Here is a 16,552-nt window from a genome sequence, read left to right on the forward strand (position 1 = left end):
GCTAACAGTAAACTCGCGTAAAACTATTTATCGTGTAGACAAAATCCCCTAGTTGCGATGAATTAACGACCTAACTACTATGCCTGCCCTAAACCAAGAGCTTCAGGTGTACGACTTAATTCGTCCTCTCAAGTTCTGATATATATTTATCCTGAAAAAATTGTCATTAGATAACCCTTTTAAAGATCTGTTTTGCCACAGTTTATGAGCCTTTAAATGCTCTTTTATATCTATATAAAATTTTTGGAGTACCAGCTGTGAATGGTTTACAAAACCTTAGCCTGAAAAAAATGGGTTATGAACGTACTAAACGTGAGTATGACTTACGTGCAATGAACCGAGTAAGTGAGAGTGAATACGAATCTCGGATGGTGGTATGGGATAATCTAGCCCTTTCTGCGGGCACAGAAGGGGGAGCTGGCGGTTTTATTGATACTGTTTTTAGTAAGCTTCAACAAAATTTAAAAGATTCGAACAGAGAGTTATCAATCGATTATTCTGAGTTTGTCACCATGGCAAATGAAGAGGTTAACTATATTCGAGTGAACGTGGCTGATAAGAAAGTGCAAGCATTTTGGTATGCGACCATCTTGTTAATGCTTTGCGGCTCGATTGTATTGTGCATTTAAAACGGTTTGTTTTACCTAAATAGATTTGTACTTACCTAAAAATATTTGTACCTACCTAAAGCGATTTATACCGACCCCCAGAAATAAAACACCGCTTCGAAATTGGAGCGGTGTTTTATTCATTGCCTTGCTGGGCTCTGCTTGATTTAACTGATTTTATCTAACGTGACCTTAAAACGGTTAAGCAGGAGAACCAGCCTCGTCTTCTTTTACGATGTCGGTTTCTAGGCTTGCTTCGGCTAACCACTGCTTTATCGCAGAGCTATTCAGTACCTTTTTCTGATAGACAGTCGCTTTTTCAGATAGCTTAATACCGTAAGTTTCTACTCTTAATGCAACTGGCGCATACATAGCGTCTGCAATGGACCACTCGCCAAATAACCATCCGTCTGGATACTGCTCCACCTGTTGCGACCAAAGCTCATCAATACGAGCTAAATCTCTTAATGCTCCCTTACTTAGATCCAGCTTGCGCTTGGCGCGGCAATTCATTGGCAGTTCATTTCTTAAGTCAAAAAATCCAGAATGCATTTCAGCGGCAATGGCTCGTGCGTGAGCTTTGTCTTTTGCGATAGCTGGCCACGCTTGCCCATTTAGATAGGTTTCATTCACGTATTCCAAAATGGCGAGAGAGTCCCACACATGAATATCACCATCGACCAATGTGGGTACTTTTGCCGTAGGTGTCACTGTTTGCAATGTGTTGTAAAAATCATCACTAAACAGTTGAAGCTTAGTAATGTCGGCTTCAATCTCATATTGGGCGAAGATAAGCCAAGCGCGTAATGACCAAGTGGAGTAGTTTTGATTACCAATAAAAAGCTGCATGATTCTTCCTTGTGTGTCGCGAGTGTGAGTTTTGCCTTGTGTGTTTTCAGATTAAGGGATTGTGTTATCCGGGACTAACGGATAATTTTGATGTCATACATTTATAGAAACGATGGATAGCGAAAGATATGGATATTGATGCGTTGAGAAGCTTTCTAGCGTTTGTTGAAACCAGCAGCTTTACCCGAGCAGCCAAGCAGATTAACCGCACCCAATCGGCGTTCAGTGCGCAAATGCGCAAGTTGGAAGAAGAGCTTGGTGTCACCCTGTTTGAGAAAGAAGGGCGAAATTTGGTGCTAAGTGAAGCTGGGCTAGCATTACGTTCTCATGCTGAACAGCTGGTGGCTTTACATAATAAAGCTTTGAAACAAGTGAAGCGTTACGAAAATAAACAACCACTTCGGCTGGGTTGCCCTGAAGATTACAACGATGCCATTCTTCCAAAAGTCATCCGTATTTTACAGCAGTCAGAACCAACGTGTTCTATCCAAATATTCAGCCAACCCAGCATTACACTGCGTGAATGGTTAGATGAAGGAAAGCTAGACGCGGCAATTCTGACTCGTGCTCCTGGCACTGAAGAAGGGTACTGGCTAACCAATGACGTAGGTGTGTGGATAAGCCATCCCGATTATGAGATTGATGAATCACAACCTTTACCGCTTGCGTTGTTTCAGACAGATTGCAAATACCACGGCGCGGCAGTTGATGTGCTGACCAAACAAGGCATCCCTTACCAATTGCTCGCATGTTGTAATACTGCCTCAGCATTGCGGGGAATTGTTCAAGAAGGCCTAGCTATAGGTGTGCTGGGTAAATTGAGCACGACTTCGAACCTGAAAGTCTTAGATAATATGCCAGCATTACCCTCTGTGGATATTGTTTTGGTTTTGGGCGTGAAGCCTCATCCAATATTAGATAAAGATGTCCTTGATCAGCTAGTGGAACTGACATCGTGTAAAGCATAGAAACCTGCACTTTTTTCATACTCTTATATACTTTGTAAAAAGGGAGAGGAGTATGACTAAACCAATGATGTTTCAAGACCAAATTCCAAATAACCATTGCTACGGGTGCGGTGCAGAAAACCCTGATGGGCTGCAAATCAAAAGTTATTGGACAGAGGAAGATGCCTCTTCTTGTGTTTTTATGCCATCTTCCCATCACTCAGCAGGACCTCTCCACTTTCTTAACGGCGGTATAATTTCCACAATTATCGATTGTCACTGTGTCTGTACAGCCATTGCGAAAGGCTACCAATTGGCAGGGCGTTCAATTGGTGAAGGTGAAACCATTTGGTTTGCCACGGGGAAATTAGATGTCTCGTTTTTAAAGCCTGTCGCGATAGATTGTGAAGTCGAATTGCAGGCAACGATTCAAGAAGCCAAAGAGAATAAAATCACAATAGATTGCCAGTTATTATCAAAAGAGGTTGTATGCGCCACAGCAAATGTGGTGGCGGTCAGAGTGCCGAATGAATGGCTGGGGAATTAGTGATGAGCATAGAAAAATCGCGAGGTCGTAAGAACTCGCGATTCAGGGGGGATCGAGTAACGGTAAGTGAATGGATTAAGCCTTTTCGGCAGTTTATCTCTACTAGAGCCGAGAGCCTTGGTTACGCTACTTCTTTATTGTCTTTTAAGCTTGCTAAGTAAGTATTGGTTAGGTAAAAACCACTAAACTTCTCAACAAAATCAGCTGGAACTGTCTTAGCCGTTAGACCCGATTCAATTAATGCCGCTTGCCATTTTTGGACTTTAGGGAAACCATCTAGCATGTCGTAGCCTGAGTGATTTTTGATAACCGATGCTCGGTGAAGTAGTGGTAGCCATGCAATATCTACGTTAGACACATAGTCACCTTTGAAGAATGGCGTATCACCGAGTTTTCCTTCCGCTTTTGCGAAGGCTTTAGCAAGGTTAGTAAGACGAGTTTCAAAGGTCTCTTTGTCTTTACTGGCCATGGTGCCACATTGAGGCATGTAGTGCTTACTTGCTTGATAAGACCATGCTCGATCTAATGCTTTTTGCTCTGCGGATACTTCCTCGATTGGTGCGTATTTATCATCCAAGTATTCAACAATCGCATCAGACTCAAACAGCACCGTGTCATTTTCTGTGACTAAAACTGGCACTTGACCATTTGGTGAAATATCTAAGAACCATTGAGGCTTGTTATTCAGTTCGATGTATTCGATTTCAAACGGAACATTTTTCATAACAAGCGCACCCATAACACGTTGTACAAAGGGGCAATTCTTAAAGCTAATCAATTTAACCATGGTTTTTCTCCGAAATTATTCATTATTTTGTAGTTGCACCCTTAAGACGGTGACCAACAAGAAAAGACGAAATTAATAACAATAAATGTCAGATTAATTTTTATTATTGGTTTAGTTTGTTTGATTTCATAGGCTTATGGGCTGGTTGATTTTTGATAGTTATTGCTCCAGAGTGCGCGGAGTCTTAAGTCAATCAGATAACCGAACGAGGTAATCTGAAAGGTTGAAGAAAAGTCGACCATAATGGCTGTAAAAGAAGCGTATTAGCATTAGAATATGCGAATGCCATACTATTATTTGTAATGCTTGAGATTTTATAATGAATAATTCGTACCCCTCGCTGTTTACTGGCCGTTCGACATTAAATTTTACTCTATCAAGTGTTGCCACCGCTTTTTTACTCTTGCTGAGCTTCCAACTTTCCTTTTGGTTTACGCTTGAAGCCGATAGAGTGCATGTTATTTCGTTGACCGCTGGTTTAGTTTCCGCCCTTCTTCTTCGTTACCGAAAACAAGCTTTGCTTGGCATAATTTCAGGGCTCGCTTTACACTATTTGTTCATTTCACAGCGCGGGCTCGCGGTTGCCTTAACTTTCTCGTTTGCATTGCCATTAGTCATGATGCTGTTTTCAGAACTGTTTCTTTATGTCCAAAAACGGCTATCTGATAAAAACCTCACTCTTGTTGCAATTGCCTACACAGGTTTGATGATCGTGCTTTATCCGATTATCAATACTCTAGTAATGACGTTGATTGCATACATGTATGATTACCCGCTAATGACGGACTTAAATTATTACGGTTACGCTATTTTAAGCGGTTCGATGACGCAGTTAGTCTTAACTCCCTTGCTGTATTTTATGTTGGCGTTTGCTTCGGTTGAGGGAGGGAAAAATTTGCTTTCGCTCAACCGCGCTATGTATGAACAATCTAATCGTTCAAAGCTTCACTGGTACTGGTTGGGAGCGATAGGCTTAGTGCTATTAACTGCGTTTGGAGCTAAAAATCATGTTACCTCTAGTGCACTTTCCGTATTAATTATGCCGATTGTTGGATTAGGGTTAGGGCAATTTGGCTTTATTCTACCTGCAATTTTTACCGCGATAATTGTGCTGTTTAATGTTGCTAGAGCGGTCAGTGCCTACGAACAGCAGTTAATTGATAGTAGTGTTTTCTATGGTTTGATTGTGGTGCTGTTCTCACTGTGTGTGACTATTTTCTTGATGATCACGCAAGCCATCAAAAACTACCTCACGAATAAAGCGGCAATCGAGTCTGAGCGTAGGGACCCATATACGCGCTTGTATACGCTTGCACAACTTAAAGTAGATGCTAAAGCCTTCCCAGAGGTCCCTGTGCTTGCTGTGATCGATCTTTCTCAAGTATCAAGGCGCGTAAAAGCGTTAGGGTTGGCTGAAAAAAGTGAGTTACTCAAGCAACTCAGCGAGTTCCTACAAGAGAACAATCGCTTATGTCACCAAGGTTATGTTGCTCCATTTACTACATCATTACTCTACCTTTTACCCAAAAATTCAGGCTTAGATAATGAGCTTGAACAGCTGCATAATCAGCTAGGAGAGTTTTCTTTTGATTGGAATAACCGCTCGATAAAAATCCTTGAACCTCAAGTGCGTTATGTGTTCCTTGATACCGATTTAGAATTCGAACAAGTGGTGTCACAGCTTTGTTCACGAACCATTGATATCCACTCGCAAAGCCCTATTTCGCAAGTCATTCTATCCAGTGGGGCTGATCCTTCTATTCGTAAATTAAGTCAGATTCAAGCTGCGTTTGATGAAGATGAATTTGAGCTGTATTGCCAACCATATCGAAACTTACAGAACCCTGAAAGTTCAGAACTCTCATTTGAAGTCTTGTTACGTTTGCCAAAGCAAGGCGGTGATGTGTTAGCGCCTGCGGATTTTTTTCCTTTGATTAATGAGTTTGGTTTAGAAGTAGAGCTCGATAAGTGGGTAATCAGAAATACCTTTAAACAGCTTTCGAAGCATGTGAACCAATGGGAAAGCATTGATCGATGTGGCATCAACCTGACAGCGCAGGCATTAATGCAGCTCGATTTTGATCATTACATTTTAGATTGTGCAAAAGAATTTGATATTCCGTTAAATAAGATTTGTTTTGAAATAACCGAAAGCATGCCTTTGACCAACGAATGTTTGGTTATCGACAACCTTACTCGCCTGCAGTCTTTTGGCTGCACTATTGCGCTTGATGACTTTGGTACTGGCTATGCTTCGTTTGATTATTTACGCCGTATCCCCGTTGATATTCTAAAAATAGATGGCTCATTCGTTAAAAACATTAATACGGATGAAACCGACCGAGCCATCGTAAAAAACATCAGCCATATTGCCCAAAATATGGGGTTATTGACGGTCGCTGAGTTTGTTGAAACTGAGTCTCACGCTGAATTGCTGACAACGTTAGAAGTGGTGTACGCCCAAGGTTTTGGGATCGCGAAACCTAGACCGCTTATTGACGAACTGCAGAAACATTGTGGTCATTGACCAGATTAATATGCTTCTAAAGGCTAATGCAAAATGGCTGGAAGTTTGCACATTGACGGGAAGTTTGCTCATTGGCTTGAGGTTCGCAAACTGGCTTAAATTGGCATAAGCTTTAGGTACAGGCTTTCGCATGTGTTTTGCTTTTACAGTCGCTTCTAGTCCTGAGAATTCAGCCTATAAATCTCAGTCGATAAAGCTAAGTTGATAAAGCTCAGCGCAGAAATTAAATTTTTTGAACAAACTAGCCAAATATAGCTTCAGCATACTTAATGGCTAGTTTAGAAGGTGTTAGGTCTGGTGAGTCATTTTCCTTAAAATCCTTAACTGTCTCACTTTTGATAATTAAGTAAATTGCATTAGTAAAACCACCAGATCTAATCTATAGAAGTGTCATCAATAACTTATTTGCATGAGTTTGTGTGTAATTAAAAGTACGGGTGATGACTTGATTATGAAAGCCCTTTTCAACCCCCCCAAAGTTTATCTTACTAAGAAGTATGACTCTTTAATTGAGCAACCGTTGGCTCTCTATAAAGAGCCTTTTACCGCTGCCTCAAACCTCAACTACACATCACAAAGCCAAACTGTGGGAAGTGTCACTGCGAAAAGCACATCCATAAGAAAAGTTGCCGTAGCCAATAAGGATAAACAGAGCGGTATTGCCGTGATTGAATTTACCGCGGTCGTTGCTTTTTTCTTAACTCTTATCCTAACGATCATTGATATAGGTATGTACGGTTACGTCAAACTCACCATGCAAAATGCTGTGAGAGAAGGGGCGCGATATGCAGTGACAGGTCAGTCAGGGCTAGACCCAGATGCTTCTAGTAACCGAGAAGCGGCAATCATCCAAAAAATGACTAACTCATCAAACGGCTTGTTCTCACAAGTTATCGAAGTCGATGAAATACGCGTTGAAGATCTTGATGGTAATGCGGTAACAGGCTTTGGTGGCCCTGGTGATCTTATAGCAATCCACTTAGATTGTGAGTGGGCAACATCGAGCCCTTATATATTACCTTTTGTTGACGATGGTACTTACAAATTCACGGTCAGCGCCGCGATGAAAAACGAGCTGTTTTAGGTGTACTTATGTCTAATCACTTTTCCTCTTCTTTAGCTCATTCCCAAGCCAGTCACCTCAAATCTGTTTACTCAAAACAGCGTGGTTTTGCGGCGGTTGAAACCGTTATTGTTAGCCCTGTTTTGTTACTGATTCTTGTCGGGTTGATTGAATTAATTCAAATGATTCAGGCGAACTATTTAATCATAAGTGTGAGTAGAGAAGGGGCGAATATCATTTCTAGGAGTAGCACTGAAACTCCACAAGACATTATGGATATTGTTGCTAGTACAAGCTCCCCATTAGATTTGAGTACGGACGGAAATATCTATATCACTTTAGTTGTTGGTCAAGATGATGATGATCCTTATGTAAGTAGCCAGCACCGATGGGATGATTTTGGTTACTCCGTGGACAGTGGTACATGGGGTGATTGTGCCAATTGGGATAACGACGATCAATGTGAGTTGGATGAAGATAATCTGCCTACTTTATCTAACTTTGCGATTGATTTAGGAGAAGGGGAATCTGTCTACGTTGTTGAAGTTTTGTATGAATACAACCCGGCTTTCAGCTTCTTTTTAGAAAGTGGTGTTTCAATAACTGATACCACTTATTTATAGAATTTACAGGTCGCAAAGCGACAGGTCATAAGAGCTTCTTGCTTATAGAAGACACTGGTTCATAAAGCTATGGGCTTATAGAAGGTACAGGTTATGAAGAAGTTACCTCCAATAAAATGGAAACGTTCAAAAGGGTTAGTCGCAGTACTGACCATTCTTACGTTACCACTTTTACTTGCCGTTATTGGTTTAGCTGTGGATACCGGTCGTACTTTCTTAGTAAAAGCGAAGCTGTTCTCTGCGGTCGATGCGGCAAGTATTGCGGCTGCTAGGGCGGTTGCAAATGGTGAAGATGCAGGGCGAGAAGCCGCCAACCGATATTTTTCCGCAAATATGCCCGCTGATTTTCATAACAGTACCGCTACCTTAAATAATGTGAACTATGGGTATGATGAGTTTGGCAATATTTCAATCGATATTGACGCCACAGTAGAAGTGCAGAACCTGTTTTTAGGAATACTAGGTTTTGATAGCTTTGAATCGCATGTTGAAGCTCAGTCTGTTCGGCGACCTGTAGATCTGGTCTTAGTCATTGATAACACAACTTCTCTACGTTACGGCAGCATTGGCGATGTCACCCAAGATGTGGTGGATCGATCGAAATCATTTGTAGAAAATTTTCATGAAAGCTTCGACCGTATTTCATTAGTTAAATTTGCCTTCGGGGCGCAAGTTCCTGTTGAGTTTACTGACGCAAGAGGGCACAGCCGCTCGGATATCACCACCGCAATAGATGCGTTCAGCTTTGGGAGCTTTTGGAACGCTCAATATACTAATGCATCTGAGGGGATGTACCGTGCGCTTGATGAGATGAGAAATGTTTCTAATCCTGCGAACTTAAAGGTCATCGTATTTTTTACGGATGGCGCACCAAATACATTCGCCTCTCACTTTGAGTTTTCTGATGGTAATACCTACGCGGGTGCAATTCGTACTAACGATGAAAGCAGCGGCACCCCTTATGGACTGTGGCGGCATGACTCGATGGCAACAAGACTATCTGGGGATGGGTATTCTGGTAGTTCTATTTACACGGACTTGGAAGAATTGCCTGACCATTATAATCCGCATGATGAAGATGAAGCTGAGTTTAAAGTATTGAATCCAAGTCACACGGTGAGACCCGTAACACAGTACACAACCCACAGTACCAGCCAGCTTTTTACCAGAGTGAATCGAGTCGCGCGTAACTTAGTGGAAGACATGGCTGAAGCCGCAAGGCTAGAAGGTACTTATGTGTTTACGCTTGGGCTCGGATCATCGTTAACTTCGACCTCAGGACCTGATGGTGAGTATGGGGAAGATCTTCTTCTGAGAATGGCAAATGATCCTGCAATGTTGGATGATGCTGATCTCGCCAGTGATTATAAATCGGATCAGTTAGAAGGGGTATATTGCCATGCTGTTGATGAAGAAGCGCTAGGTCCATGCTTTGATCAAATGCTGGATGTGATTATCCGTTTAACTATGTAGCGAGGGTTACGTCATGAGGCGAGTGAAAGCTGCCGTGAGGAATAAACCAGCTTTCGCTAACTTACGAATTTGCACAAAATAAAATCGGAACATAATTACCAAGTTATGTTCTGTTTTTTGTTCCTCTATTTCCCATTAACCTATCTGTATTGAATTGTTCGGTACTGAAAACCATCAGTACTGAAACGAACAGTCTCGAAATTAATGGGAATACTTGAGAATGAAAATTGAACATATCGCGATTTGGACCAACCAACTTGAAACATTAAAAGATTTCTACATCAAATACTTTAATGCCACAGCCAACGATAAATACTTTAATCCTAAGAAGAAGTTCTCCTCTTACTTCTTGTCTTTCGAGAGCGGTAGCCGTTTAGAGATCATGGAAATGCCTTCTATTCCTCAGTCTCAAGACGACCGATATGAACAGTTTACCGGTTTTATCCATATGGCGATTTCTTTAGGCTCAGAAGAAGCGGTAGATGAGCTCACAGTACGCTTAGTGGAAGATGGATATGAGAAGATTGACGGCCCGAGACGCACTGGTGACGGCTACTATGAAAGTTGCGTGTTTGATCCAGATGGCAATCGACTGGAATTGACGGCTTAATCAAACTTTCATTGTGAGTCTTTTACTTCCTAATTAATCCTTCTATTCGTGCGCTCAAGATAATAAAGCTCAGACAATCTTGAGCGCGTAATTCGTACTATTTTGAAAGGCGATTTTTTAATGTTTTGCGGAACACGAACGGAATCAGTGCGCTGATTATAATGATGACAGCGCCTCCAAGTGCCGGTGTATTTGGTAATTCTGAAAACAGAAAGTAGCCGAGTAACATGGAATAAATCATCTGAGAGTATTCCACGTTAGAAACGACATTCGCTTCCCCCCATTTATAAGCAGTTACGCCAAACCACTGACCAATTGATGAAATCACGCCAACCAACACAAGTAATGTCAGTTCAGTGATGGTTGGCCATTGCCACGCCAAAATACTTGGAATTAGGGTGACTAATCCTACAAAAATAGCTTGGTATGCGAGTACAACGACTTTGCTCTCAACAACCGACATTTTCCTCACGCAGATCACTGCTACAGCCGCGCCTAATGCCGCTACTAAGCCCGTCCCTATATAAAACAACGAGTCACTGTCCATCGTAGGCTGTACTACTAGAAGCACTCCTATGAACCCTATAATGATCGTGATGATTCGCATCACTCCAACGGCTTCTGCGAGAAATAAGCGTGAAATAATGGCAACGAAAAGCACTTTCATAAAGCCTAATGCCGTGGCATCTGCAAACGGGATATTACTGACGGTCAGGAAGCTGAAATACAATGCGATGAATGCGCCTGTTACTCGCATTGCATGCATCATGGGCATTTTCGGATGAGTCATCGCTTGCCAACTACTGACGATGGATGGCATCAAAAGCGCCACAAAGACCAGTTGTCTGAAGAGTAGTATTTGGAAAATATCGATAGTTTGGCTCAAATCTCTAACAATCACGCCCACTAAAATAAACAGCGCATTAGAAATTAAAGCTAGCGTAATGCCTTTGGTTGGATCAGATAAGGAATGAAAATAAGATGTGAAAGGGGTTGGAACCAAGAATGTTTTTAAGTTAGACATATCGACCTCATGTAGTTAGAGGAAGAGCCTAAAGCCTACACTAGTAGACGGGTCAATGCATAAAAAAGCCAGCAGAGTGAAATGCTCTTCTGGCTAAGTGGTGTAACTCTTTATGTAATTTATCATCTAAGACTCTATTGGTATCACTAGAATGTCGATAGGAGATTTATTGATAAGGTGTTTAGAGTAAGAAATAATTCGGCTCCAAAAATCGTGGTGATGACCACAAATTAATAAATCAAAGTTATTATCCATTATCGTCTCTGCAAGTTTATCGGCTAAATCCCCCGTTCCCACTAATATGTTACTCACTGGGTAGTCTATAGCGGCTTCAAAATCTCTCAGTTGCTTAATTGAATGGGTGTTTAATGGCGCTAACCCTTCTGTCGTCTGTAAGTTAATCAGGTCTGGGTATATTTCTCCGTGTGATCCATCAATATGAATAAAAGAAACTCTAGCATCGAGTAGTTCTACTAAAAATTTCGCTCTTTCTATCAGCACATGACTTTCTTCTGAAAGCTCAAGCGCGACAAGTATGTGTCTATATTCCATAGCGTGCCCTCTTGTTACTTATGCTCATATAAGCATAGTGTTTATGGGGCTATTTTATTGGTAAGGAGGTCTCAAATTAGAGTGAATCTTACTTTTTTCAGAGAGATTATTTTTGTTGTGTGTCTATGAAGAAGGGCATGAACAAATCATGCCCTGCGACTTAATGAATACCGATAAAAAGCTCGGTTGTCGTTTTTGTTCAATCTACAAAAAGGGAAAAACTTTACTATTCTCTGCATCGAAACCTTAGGGTGAAAGTTGAATAAAAGTGTACGTAGAAAACGTACATAAATAAGAATGTACGTGAGGAATATTACGATGCTGGATATTAAAAAAATTGAATCAATCAGTGAACTCGGTGAACTAAAAGCTGCGTATTTTGCTGAGGCAACCGCTCCTTTAGATGGCATGTGGCACTTCGGGTTTGTTCCAATGTCGGATCACTTTGGCTTTTATGAAGACAACTTGCTGGTGGGTTATTGCGTGGTGAATAGTGAAAACTATCTGCTTCAATTTTACCTTTCTCCTATTGCGACAGCTCAAGCTTCGGAGCTGTTTACTTTGATCGCTCAAGGTAATAGTTCTGAGATTGGCACGTTAAGCGGTGCATTTGTCAGTACAGCAGAAACGCAATACATGGCGTTAACTCTTGATAATTCGTTGTCATTTAACGTGAATGCCAAGATGTATAGATTCGATCAAGCATTAAAAACTCAAGAACATAAAACAAATGAAGCTTTGCCAATGCAGCTTGCTGCGCCTGAACAGTTAAATGATTATGTCGATTTTGCGGTAAATGCCATTGGTGCACCTAAAGAATGGCTGTCTGGCTACTTTGCAAACCTAATTCAACGTGATGAGCTTTGGGGCTACTGGGTGGAAGGTCAATTGATTGCGACTGGAGAATGCCGATTCTTTGATGATATTCAAAAAGAATTTGCTGATTTAGGTATGATTGTTGCTGAATCTGAACGTGGCAAAGGCATTGCAACAGGTGTCCTTGAGCACTTGGTTCAACACGCGTTAAGTAAGCAATTAACCCCGATTTGTTCGACAGAAATGAGTAATATTGGGGCGCAAAGAGCCATTAGTCGAGTGGGTATGCGATCTCAAAACCGCATTGTTCAATTTGAGTTTGATCAGTCATAACTCGTTTAATGCTCTCCCGTTAAATTTTTTATTGCTAAACAATTTTTTCGTTAAACACGGATCCAAACAACGGAAGGCATAATTTCTCATGATCAGTTGGATACAACCTCCACGCTCCTCTCAAATTGCGAAATACGTAGAATGCTACTGGCTGATAGAAAAGCAGCCAGACAGCGATAGCCATGCCTTTCCTAAGTTGAATCCGGAATCCAACGCTCATTTTATTATTTCGCCTTCAAACCAGCCTTACCACTATCAAGCAAAGTCGGCTTTACTTGATGGCTTAGGTATCCATTGGCTATTTCCCTACCGTGAAACGTTGCAGCTTGATCATTCTAAGCCGTTTGTTCACCTTGGTATTAAATTCAAAATTGGGGCGTTATATTCTTTGGAAGTGCCAGGTTGTGCTCATCCACAGCTAGATAATGTATATGCTCAAAGCCTACAAGCATTGCTGAACCATTGCCAAATGACAGAAGATGCGATGATTCATTTGGCTTTAAACCATCCTGAAGAATGCAGCAAAATGTTAGATCAAGCCTTGCTGCCTTGGGTTAACAAAGCCTCAGAAGACAAGCACAGTGAACTGACTCGTAAGGTATTGCCTTTATTAGCTGATAGACCAATATCGGAGTTGGGAGAAGCTTTGTTTTGTTCTCAAAGAACGCTAGAAAGAAGTTTTAGCCGAGTCACTGGATTAACTCTTAAACAGTGCCATACCATGCAAAAACTTGAAGCGATGTTGGAATACCTTTATCAACGAGATTTGAAAGATATTGATTGGGTGGAAGTGGCGTATTTGTTTGGTTTTAGCGACCAGCCTCATTTGATTCGTCATTTAAAAAAGCAAATTGGGCTAACACCTCAAAACTATGCAAAGCAAAGAGACTTTACGATTGATGTTTATGGTGGTGTCGAAACCCAGTCATTGGCTCGCCATCATTCTAGCGACTAGTGACATAGCATTTAAGCTGTATGCATTCGTCTTAAAACCCACCCGCCCATGAATCAAACTCATTAATATTATCTATTTCCTGCTGGGTTTTCGGTGCAGGATAGAAAGGCAAAGCCAAAAGTACTTGAGAAGGCAGTAATACCCATTCAGGGGTTATTTTGAAGTGCTTCAATTCAGTGTCGATACGAACATACATATAGTAGCCATCGGCGTGAGTATTTGCGTAACTTGCGATGGTGGCGACTTCTCCATTCGGCAGTTTTACGTCTCTACCCAAAGGATAAAGCTGATGTAAAGCGAAGCTAACTTTTGGATCTTCCAGCTTACCTTGTTTGAAGCGCTCTAGACCAATCGCTGTTGAAGTGGCGCGAGGCTTCCATCCAGTAAGAAATAGCCCAGCCATAGAATCAGTAAAAGGTTTGCCTTTACGAACCCCTTCATTACTAATGAATTGGACGGTGATAACGTCGCCTAATTCATCCAGTATCTGTAAAAACTGCTCGCCGGTTTTATCTACTAAAAGTCTCATGTGCTTTCAAATGTATATTTAGAATGAAGTGCCATAAATGATACTACTTTAGAGTAGGGTGAGGTAGAGGGAAATCAAGTTTTAATCATTCTTGCTCAACTAATAACGCTTACGAATAAAGTGACTCTGCACAATCGCGTCTAGATAAGTTGTAGAGCTTTGTAGCTGAAAGTCCCCAGTATTAAAGATGGAAGCATTGGGGCCTTCAGATGTCTTTAGTGAGCGTTTTGATCATGTATGAAGCCTGCTATCTTTAAATGATGAAACAAAAAACGAGCGTTAGATCTGCTGGTGGGCTATCTTCATGGCTATGCATTAGCTTTGAATTGTAACCAAAGTTCAGAGCCTTTAACGCCTGATATGCTTGATGGGTCACTCCATCTATATTGCTTAGCTTTAGTGCATGCATAGCGAATAACATAAAGAGTGGTGTAGATGATAAGAACTATGGTGAAATTTTTTGAAGCGTGTCGATCAACATTAGTATTGTTTTCGGCTTTAGCGCTGGGCGGATGTGTAAGCTACAACATTACGGAAAGTGATATGACCCAATACCTGCAAGATAATGTCAGTCTTGAACAGTCGGTTGGTGTTCAAAATGTTATGTATGCTCGAGTATCGGTAGAAGACATCAACGTTAAAATTGGGCGTGAAGAGGCAGAGCGAATTTCTGTTTTTTCCAGTACAAATGCATTGGTTCAAGTGCTGAGTGCACCTAATATGGGGCTAGATTTAGACATCGAATTTAGTGCTATTCCTGAATACAATCAAGAAACAGGGGAAGTGTTTCTTAAATCATTAAGACTTGAAAAACTGGAAGAGCATAGCCAGAGCTTGACGCCTGAAGTGAAAACTTTATTAAAGCCAGCCGTTGCGATGATAGGACAAGCTTTATCTCAGCACCCTGTTTATAAATTGGATGGCGCTAAGGTTCAAGAAGCGTTAATTAAAACAGCAGAACCTAATTTAGTCATTAGAAATAATCAGCTTGTTATTGAACTGTTTGACTAAAAAACTTAAGGACATCACCATTCGTATTCAAAGTTAAATACTCGGTAATCCCCTTGCCATATGACCTTTATTTCATGCTGTGCCCTAGATCTCATTTGTTCAATATGGCAATTGCTATGGTAAATCACTGAAGGCTTGCATAAGCAATCAATAGGTTTTATTTATCGATCAAAGGGGTCTCTATGCTAGGTGAAAATCACTCTCTTCTAAGCGAATTTCCAGAAATGAAAGATGCAATTACGAGTTTGGTAAAAACAGACGAAGTGTTTGCAAGTGACATGGCGAAATATGACGAGCTTGATAAAGAAATACGTAAACTTGAGCTAGATGGCTCTCCAATTGATGATGGTGAAATGCATCAATTGAAGCATGATAGAGCGGTGCTTAAAGATTCACTACATCAACGTTTAGTGGGCTAAATTGCCCTAAACTTCTATTAAACCGTTATAACAGATTACTGGTTTCGGTTAAGTAAACACCAAATTGAAAAGCCTCATTATGAGGCTTTTTCTTTTTTTAAAGTAATCCACTCAGCCATACCTATATTTATACTGACTTATGCCAAGTAAGCAGGGTGTAGACTTGGCAGATAATAAATGGGTGTGGATCTTTATAATAAGAGTCGATAAAATTGAACAGATGTTCATATTTACTAAGTGGTAGAACAATGGCGAATATAGCAAAGTTTGATCGAGAAGAGGTTATCCAAAAAGCGACCAACTTGTATTGGGAGAAAGGCTTTCATGGCACCTCGATGCGCAACCTTCAAGATGTAATTGATATGAGGCCTGGCAGTATTTATGCAAGTTTTGGTAGTAAGGAAGGTTTGTTCAAAGAAGCGTTAGCGAAATACGCGGATATGGGCTTAGCGCATTTAGCTCAATGCCAACAAGAAGCAGGCTCGCCACTGCAAGCATTAAAGTTATTTGTTCGTCATACCATAATCGATAAATCAGCAACGGCACCAAGCGGTATGTGCATGTTGGCGAAAACCATATCTGAATTAACTGAAGATAATTCCGAAGTATTAGCAGAAGCCCAGCGTTTGCTTGGTGTGATGGAAAATGCCTTTTTACAAGTTATTGAACTTGCACAAGAGCAAGGTGAAGTTTCTCAAGATAAAGACCCACAGCAGCTAGCAAGGCATGTTCAGGTTCAGATTATGGGTTTAAGAACTTACGCACGAGCCAATAAAGGCCAAGCACTGCTCAATGACATGATTGACGATATTTTTAAATATCACCCATTTTGAGGCCAATCAAACTCTCATATTTTTATCTAGGTTATTCATACTGAGC

The 16,552-nt window shown here is 41.0% G+C and carries 18 protein-coding genes; 13 read left to right on the forward strand and 5 right to left on the reverse strand.

Annotated features, from left to right (window positions below):
• Positions 1 to 290 precede the first annotated feature (290 nt).
• Complete coding sequence (locus OCU78_RS22335) at positions 291 to 629, forward strand: thiamine-phosphate diphosphorylase (RefSeq protein ID WP_137372258.1); 339 nt, start codon at positions 291 to 293, stop codon at positions 627 to 629.
• A gap of 180 nt (positions 630 to 809) precedes the next feature.
• Here the strand turns inward: OCU78_RS22335 and OCU78_RS22340 are convergent, their stop codons facing one another.
• Entirely contained in the window at positions 810 to 1,457 is a 648-nt protein-coding gene (locus OCU78_RS22340; RefSeq protein WP_137371846.1) for a glutathione S-transferase, read from the reverse strand.
• 128 nt (positions 1,458 to 1,585) lie between these two features.
• On the opposite strand from OCU78_RS22340, the gene OCU78_RS22345 reads away from it, so the two are divergent.
• Positions 1,586 to 2,425 (forward strand): LysR family transcriptional regulator, encoded by an 840-nt coding sequence (locus tag OCU78_RS22345; RefSeq protein WP_137371847.1) that lies wholly within the window; start codon positions 1,586 to 1,588, stop codon positions 2,423 to 2,425.
• A gap of 52 nt (positions 2,426 to 2,477) precedes the next feature.
• Positions 2,478 to 2,951: a PaaI family thioesterase gene (locus OCU78_RS22350; RefSeq protein WP_137371848.1), complete on the forward strand. Its 474-nt coding sequence runs from the start codon at positions 2,478 to 2,480 to the stop codon at positions 2,949 to 2,951.
• Between the two features lie 121 nt (positions 2,952 to 3,072).
• On the opposite strand, the gene OCU78_RS22355 is transcribed toward OCU78_RS22350, so the two are convergent.
• Positions 3,073 to 3,738 carry a glutathione S-transferase family protein gene (locus OCU78_RS22355; protein WP_137371849.1) on the reverse strand — a complete coding sequence of 222 codons (666 nt, stop codon included), beginning with the start codon at positions 3,736 to 3,738 and terminating at the stop codon, positions 3,073 to 3,075.
• A 319-nt stretch (positions 3,739 to 4,057) separates the two neighbouring features.
• Between OCU78_RS22355 and OCU78_RS22360 the strand changes: the two genes are divergently transcribed.
• The 5 genes from OCU78_RS22360 to OCU78_RS22380 all read left to right on the forward strand — a co-directional run bounded on the left by OCU78_RS22360 (position 4,058) and on the right by OCU78_RS22380 (position 10,034).
• Positions 4,058 to 6,265, forward strand: coding sequence for an EAL domain-containing protein (locus OCU78_RS22360; RefSeq protein WP_137371850.1), 2,208 nt, complete (start codon positions 4,058 to 4,060; stop codon positions 6,263 to 6,265).
• A 616-nt stretch (positions 6,266 to 6,881) separates the two neighbouring features.
• A complete protein-coding gene (locus OCU78_RS22365; RefSeq protein WP_240701694.1) occupies positions 6,882 to 7,349 on the forward strand; it encodes a TadE/TadG family type IV pilus assembly protein in 468 nt (155 codons plus the stop codon).
• Positions 7,350 to 7,357: 8 nt separating this feature from the next.
• On the forward strand, positions 7,358 to 7,951 hold the full coding sequence (locus OCU78_RS22370; RefSeq protein ID WP_137371852.1) for a TadE/TadG family type IV pilus assembly protein: 594 nt from the start codon (positions 7,358 to 7,360) through the stop codon (positions 7,949 to 7,951).
• Positions 7,952 to 8,044: 93 nt separating this feature from the next.
• Positions 8,045 to 9,424 carry a vWA domain-containing protein gene (locus OCU78_RS22375; protein WP_137371853.1) on the forward strand — a complete coding sequence of 460 codons (1,380 nt, stop codon included), beginning with the start codon at positions 8,045 to 8,047 and terminating at the stop codon, positions 9,422 to 9,424.
• A 220-nt stretch (positions 9,425 to 9,644) separates the two neighbouring features.
• Complete coding sequence (locus OCU78_RS22380; RefSeq protein WP_137371854.1) at positions 9,645 to 10,034, forward strand: VOC family protein; 390 nt, start codon at positions 9,645 to 9,647, stop codon at positions 10,032 to 10,034.
• A gap of 97 nt (positions 10,035 to 10,131) precedes the next feature.
• Here OCU78_RS22380 and OCU78_RS22385 read toward each other — a convergent pair whose 3' ends face one another.
• Both OCU78_RS22385 and OCU78_RS22390 read right to left on the reverse strand, forming a co-directional pair.
• Positions 10,132 to 11,058: a DMT family transporter gene (locus OCU78_RS22385; RefSeq protein WP_137371855.1), complete on the reverse strand. Its 927-nt coding sequence runs from the start codon at positions 11,056 to 11,058 to the stop codon at positions 10,132 to 10,134.
• 126 nt (positions 11,059 to 11,184) lie between these two features.
• The gene (locus tag OCU78_RS22390) at positions 11,185 to 11,610 is read right to left on the reverse strand and encodes a universal stress protein (protein ID WP_137371856.1); all 426 of its coding nucleotides are present in this window, start codon (positions 11,608 to 11,610) and stop codon (positions 11,185 to 11,187) included.
• Between the two features lie 318 nt (positions 11,611 to 11,928).
• On the opposite strand from OCU78_RS22390, the gene OCU78_RS22395 reads away from it, so the two are divergent.
• Positions 11,929 to 12,759, forward strand: a complete 831-nt coding sequence (locus OCU78_RS22395; protein ID WP_137371857.1) for a GNAT family N-acetyltransferase — start codon at positions 11,929 to 11,931, stop codon at positions 12,757 to 12,759.
• Positions 12,760 to 12,847: 88 nt separating this feature from the next.
• Positions 12,848 to 13,714: a helix-turn-helix domain-containing protein gene (locus OCU78_RS22400; RefSeq protein WP_137371858.1), complete on the forward strand. Its 867-nt coding sequence runs from the start codon at positions 12,848 to 12,850 to the stop codon at positions 13,712 to 13,714.
• Positions 13,715 to 13,745: 31 nt separating this feature from the next.
• Here OCU78_RS22400 and OCU78_RS22405 read toward each other — a convergent pair whose 3' ends face one another.
• Positions 13,746 to 14,243 (reverse strand): hypothetical protein, encoded by a 498-nt coding sequence (locus OCU78_RS22405; RefSeq protein ID WP_137371859.1) that lies wholly within the window; start codon positions 14,241 to 14,243, stop codon positions 13,746 to 13,748.
• 435 nt (positions 14,244 to 14,678) lie between these two features.
• Here OCU78_RS22405 and OCU78_RS22410 point away from each other — a divergent pair, with 435 nt between their 5' ends.
• The 3 genes from OCU78_RS22410 (at position 14,679) to OCU78_RS22420 (ending at position 16,506) form a co-directional block, all read left to right on the forward strand.
• Positions 14,679 to 15,254: a DUF1439 domain-containing protein gene (locus OCU78_RS22410; RefSeq protein ID WP_240701686.1), complete on the forward strand. Its 576-nt coding sequence runs from the start codon at positions 14,679 to 14,681 to the stop codon at positions 15,252 to 15,254.
• Between the two features lie 182 nt (positions 15,255 to 15,436).
• Positions 15,437 to 15,673, forward strand: coding sequence for a YdcH family protein (locus OCU78_RS22415; protein WP_137371860.1), 237 nt, complete (start codon positions 15,437 to 15,439; stop codon positions 15,671 to 15,673).
• Between the two features lie 248 nt (positions 15,674 to 15,921).
• Complete coding sequence (locus OCU78_RS22420; protein WP_137371861.1) at positions 15,922 to 16,506, forward strand: TetR/AcrR family transcriptional regulator; 585 nt, start codon at positions 15,922 to 15,924, stop codon at positions 16,504 to 16,506.
• The last annotated feature ends 46 nt before the right edge of the window (positions 16,507 to 16,552 follow it).

This window comes from Vibrio gallaecicus (genome assembly GCF_024347495.1).
Lineage (GTDB): Bacteria > Pseudomonadota > Gammaproteobacteria > Enterobacterales > Vibrionaceae > Vibrio > Vibrio gallaecicus.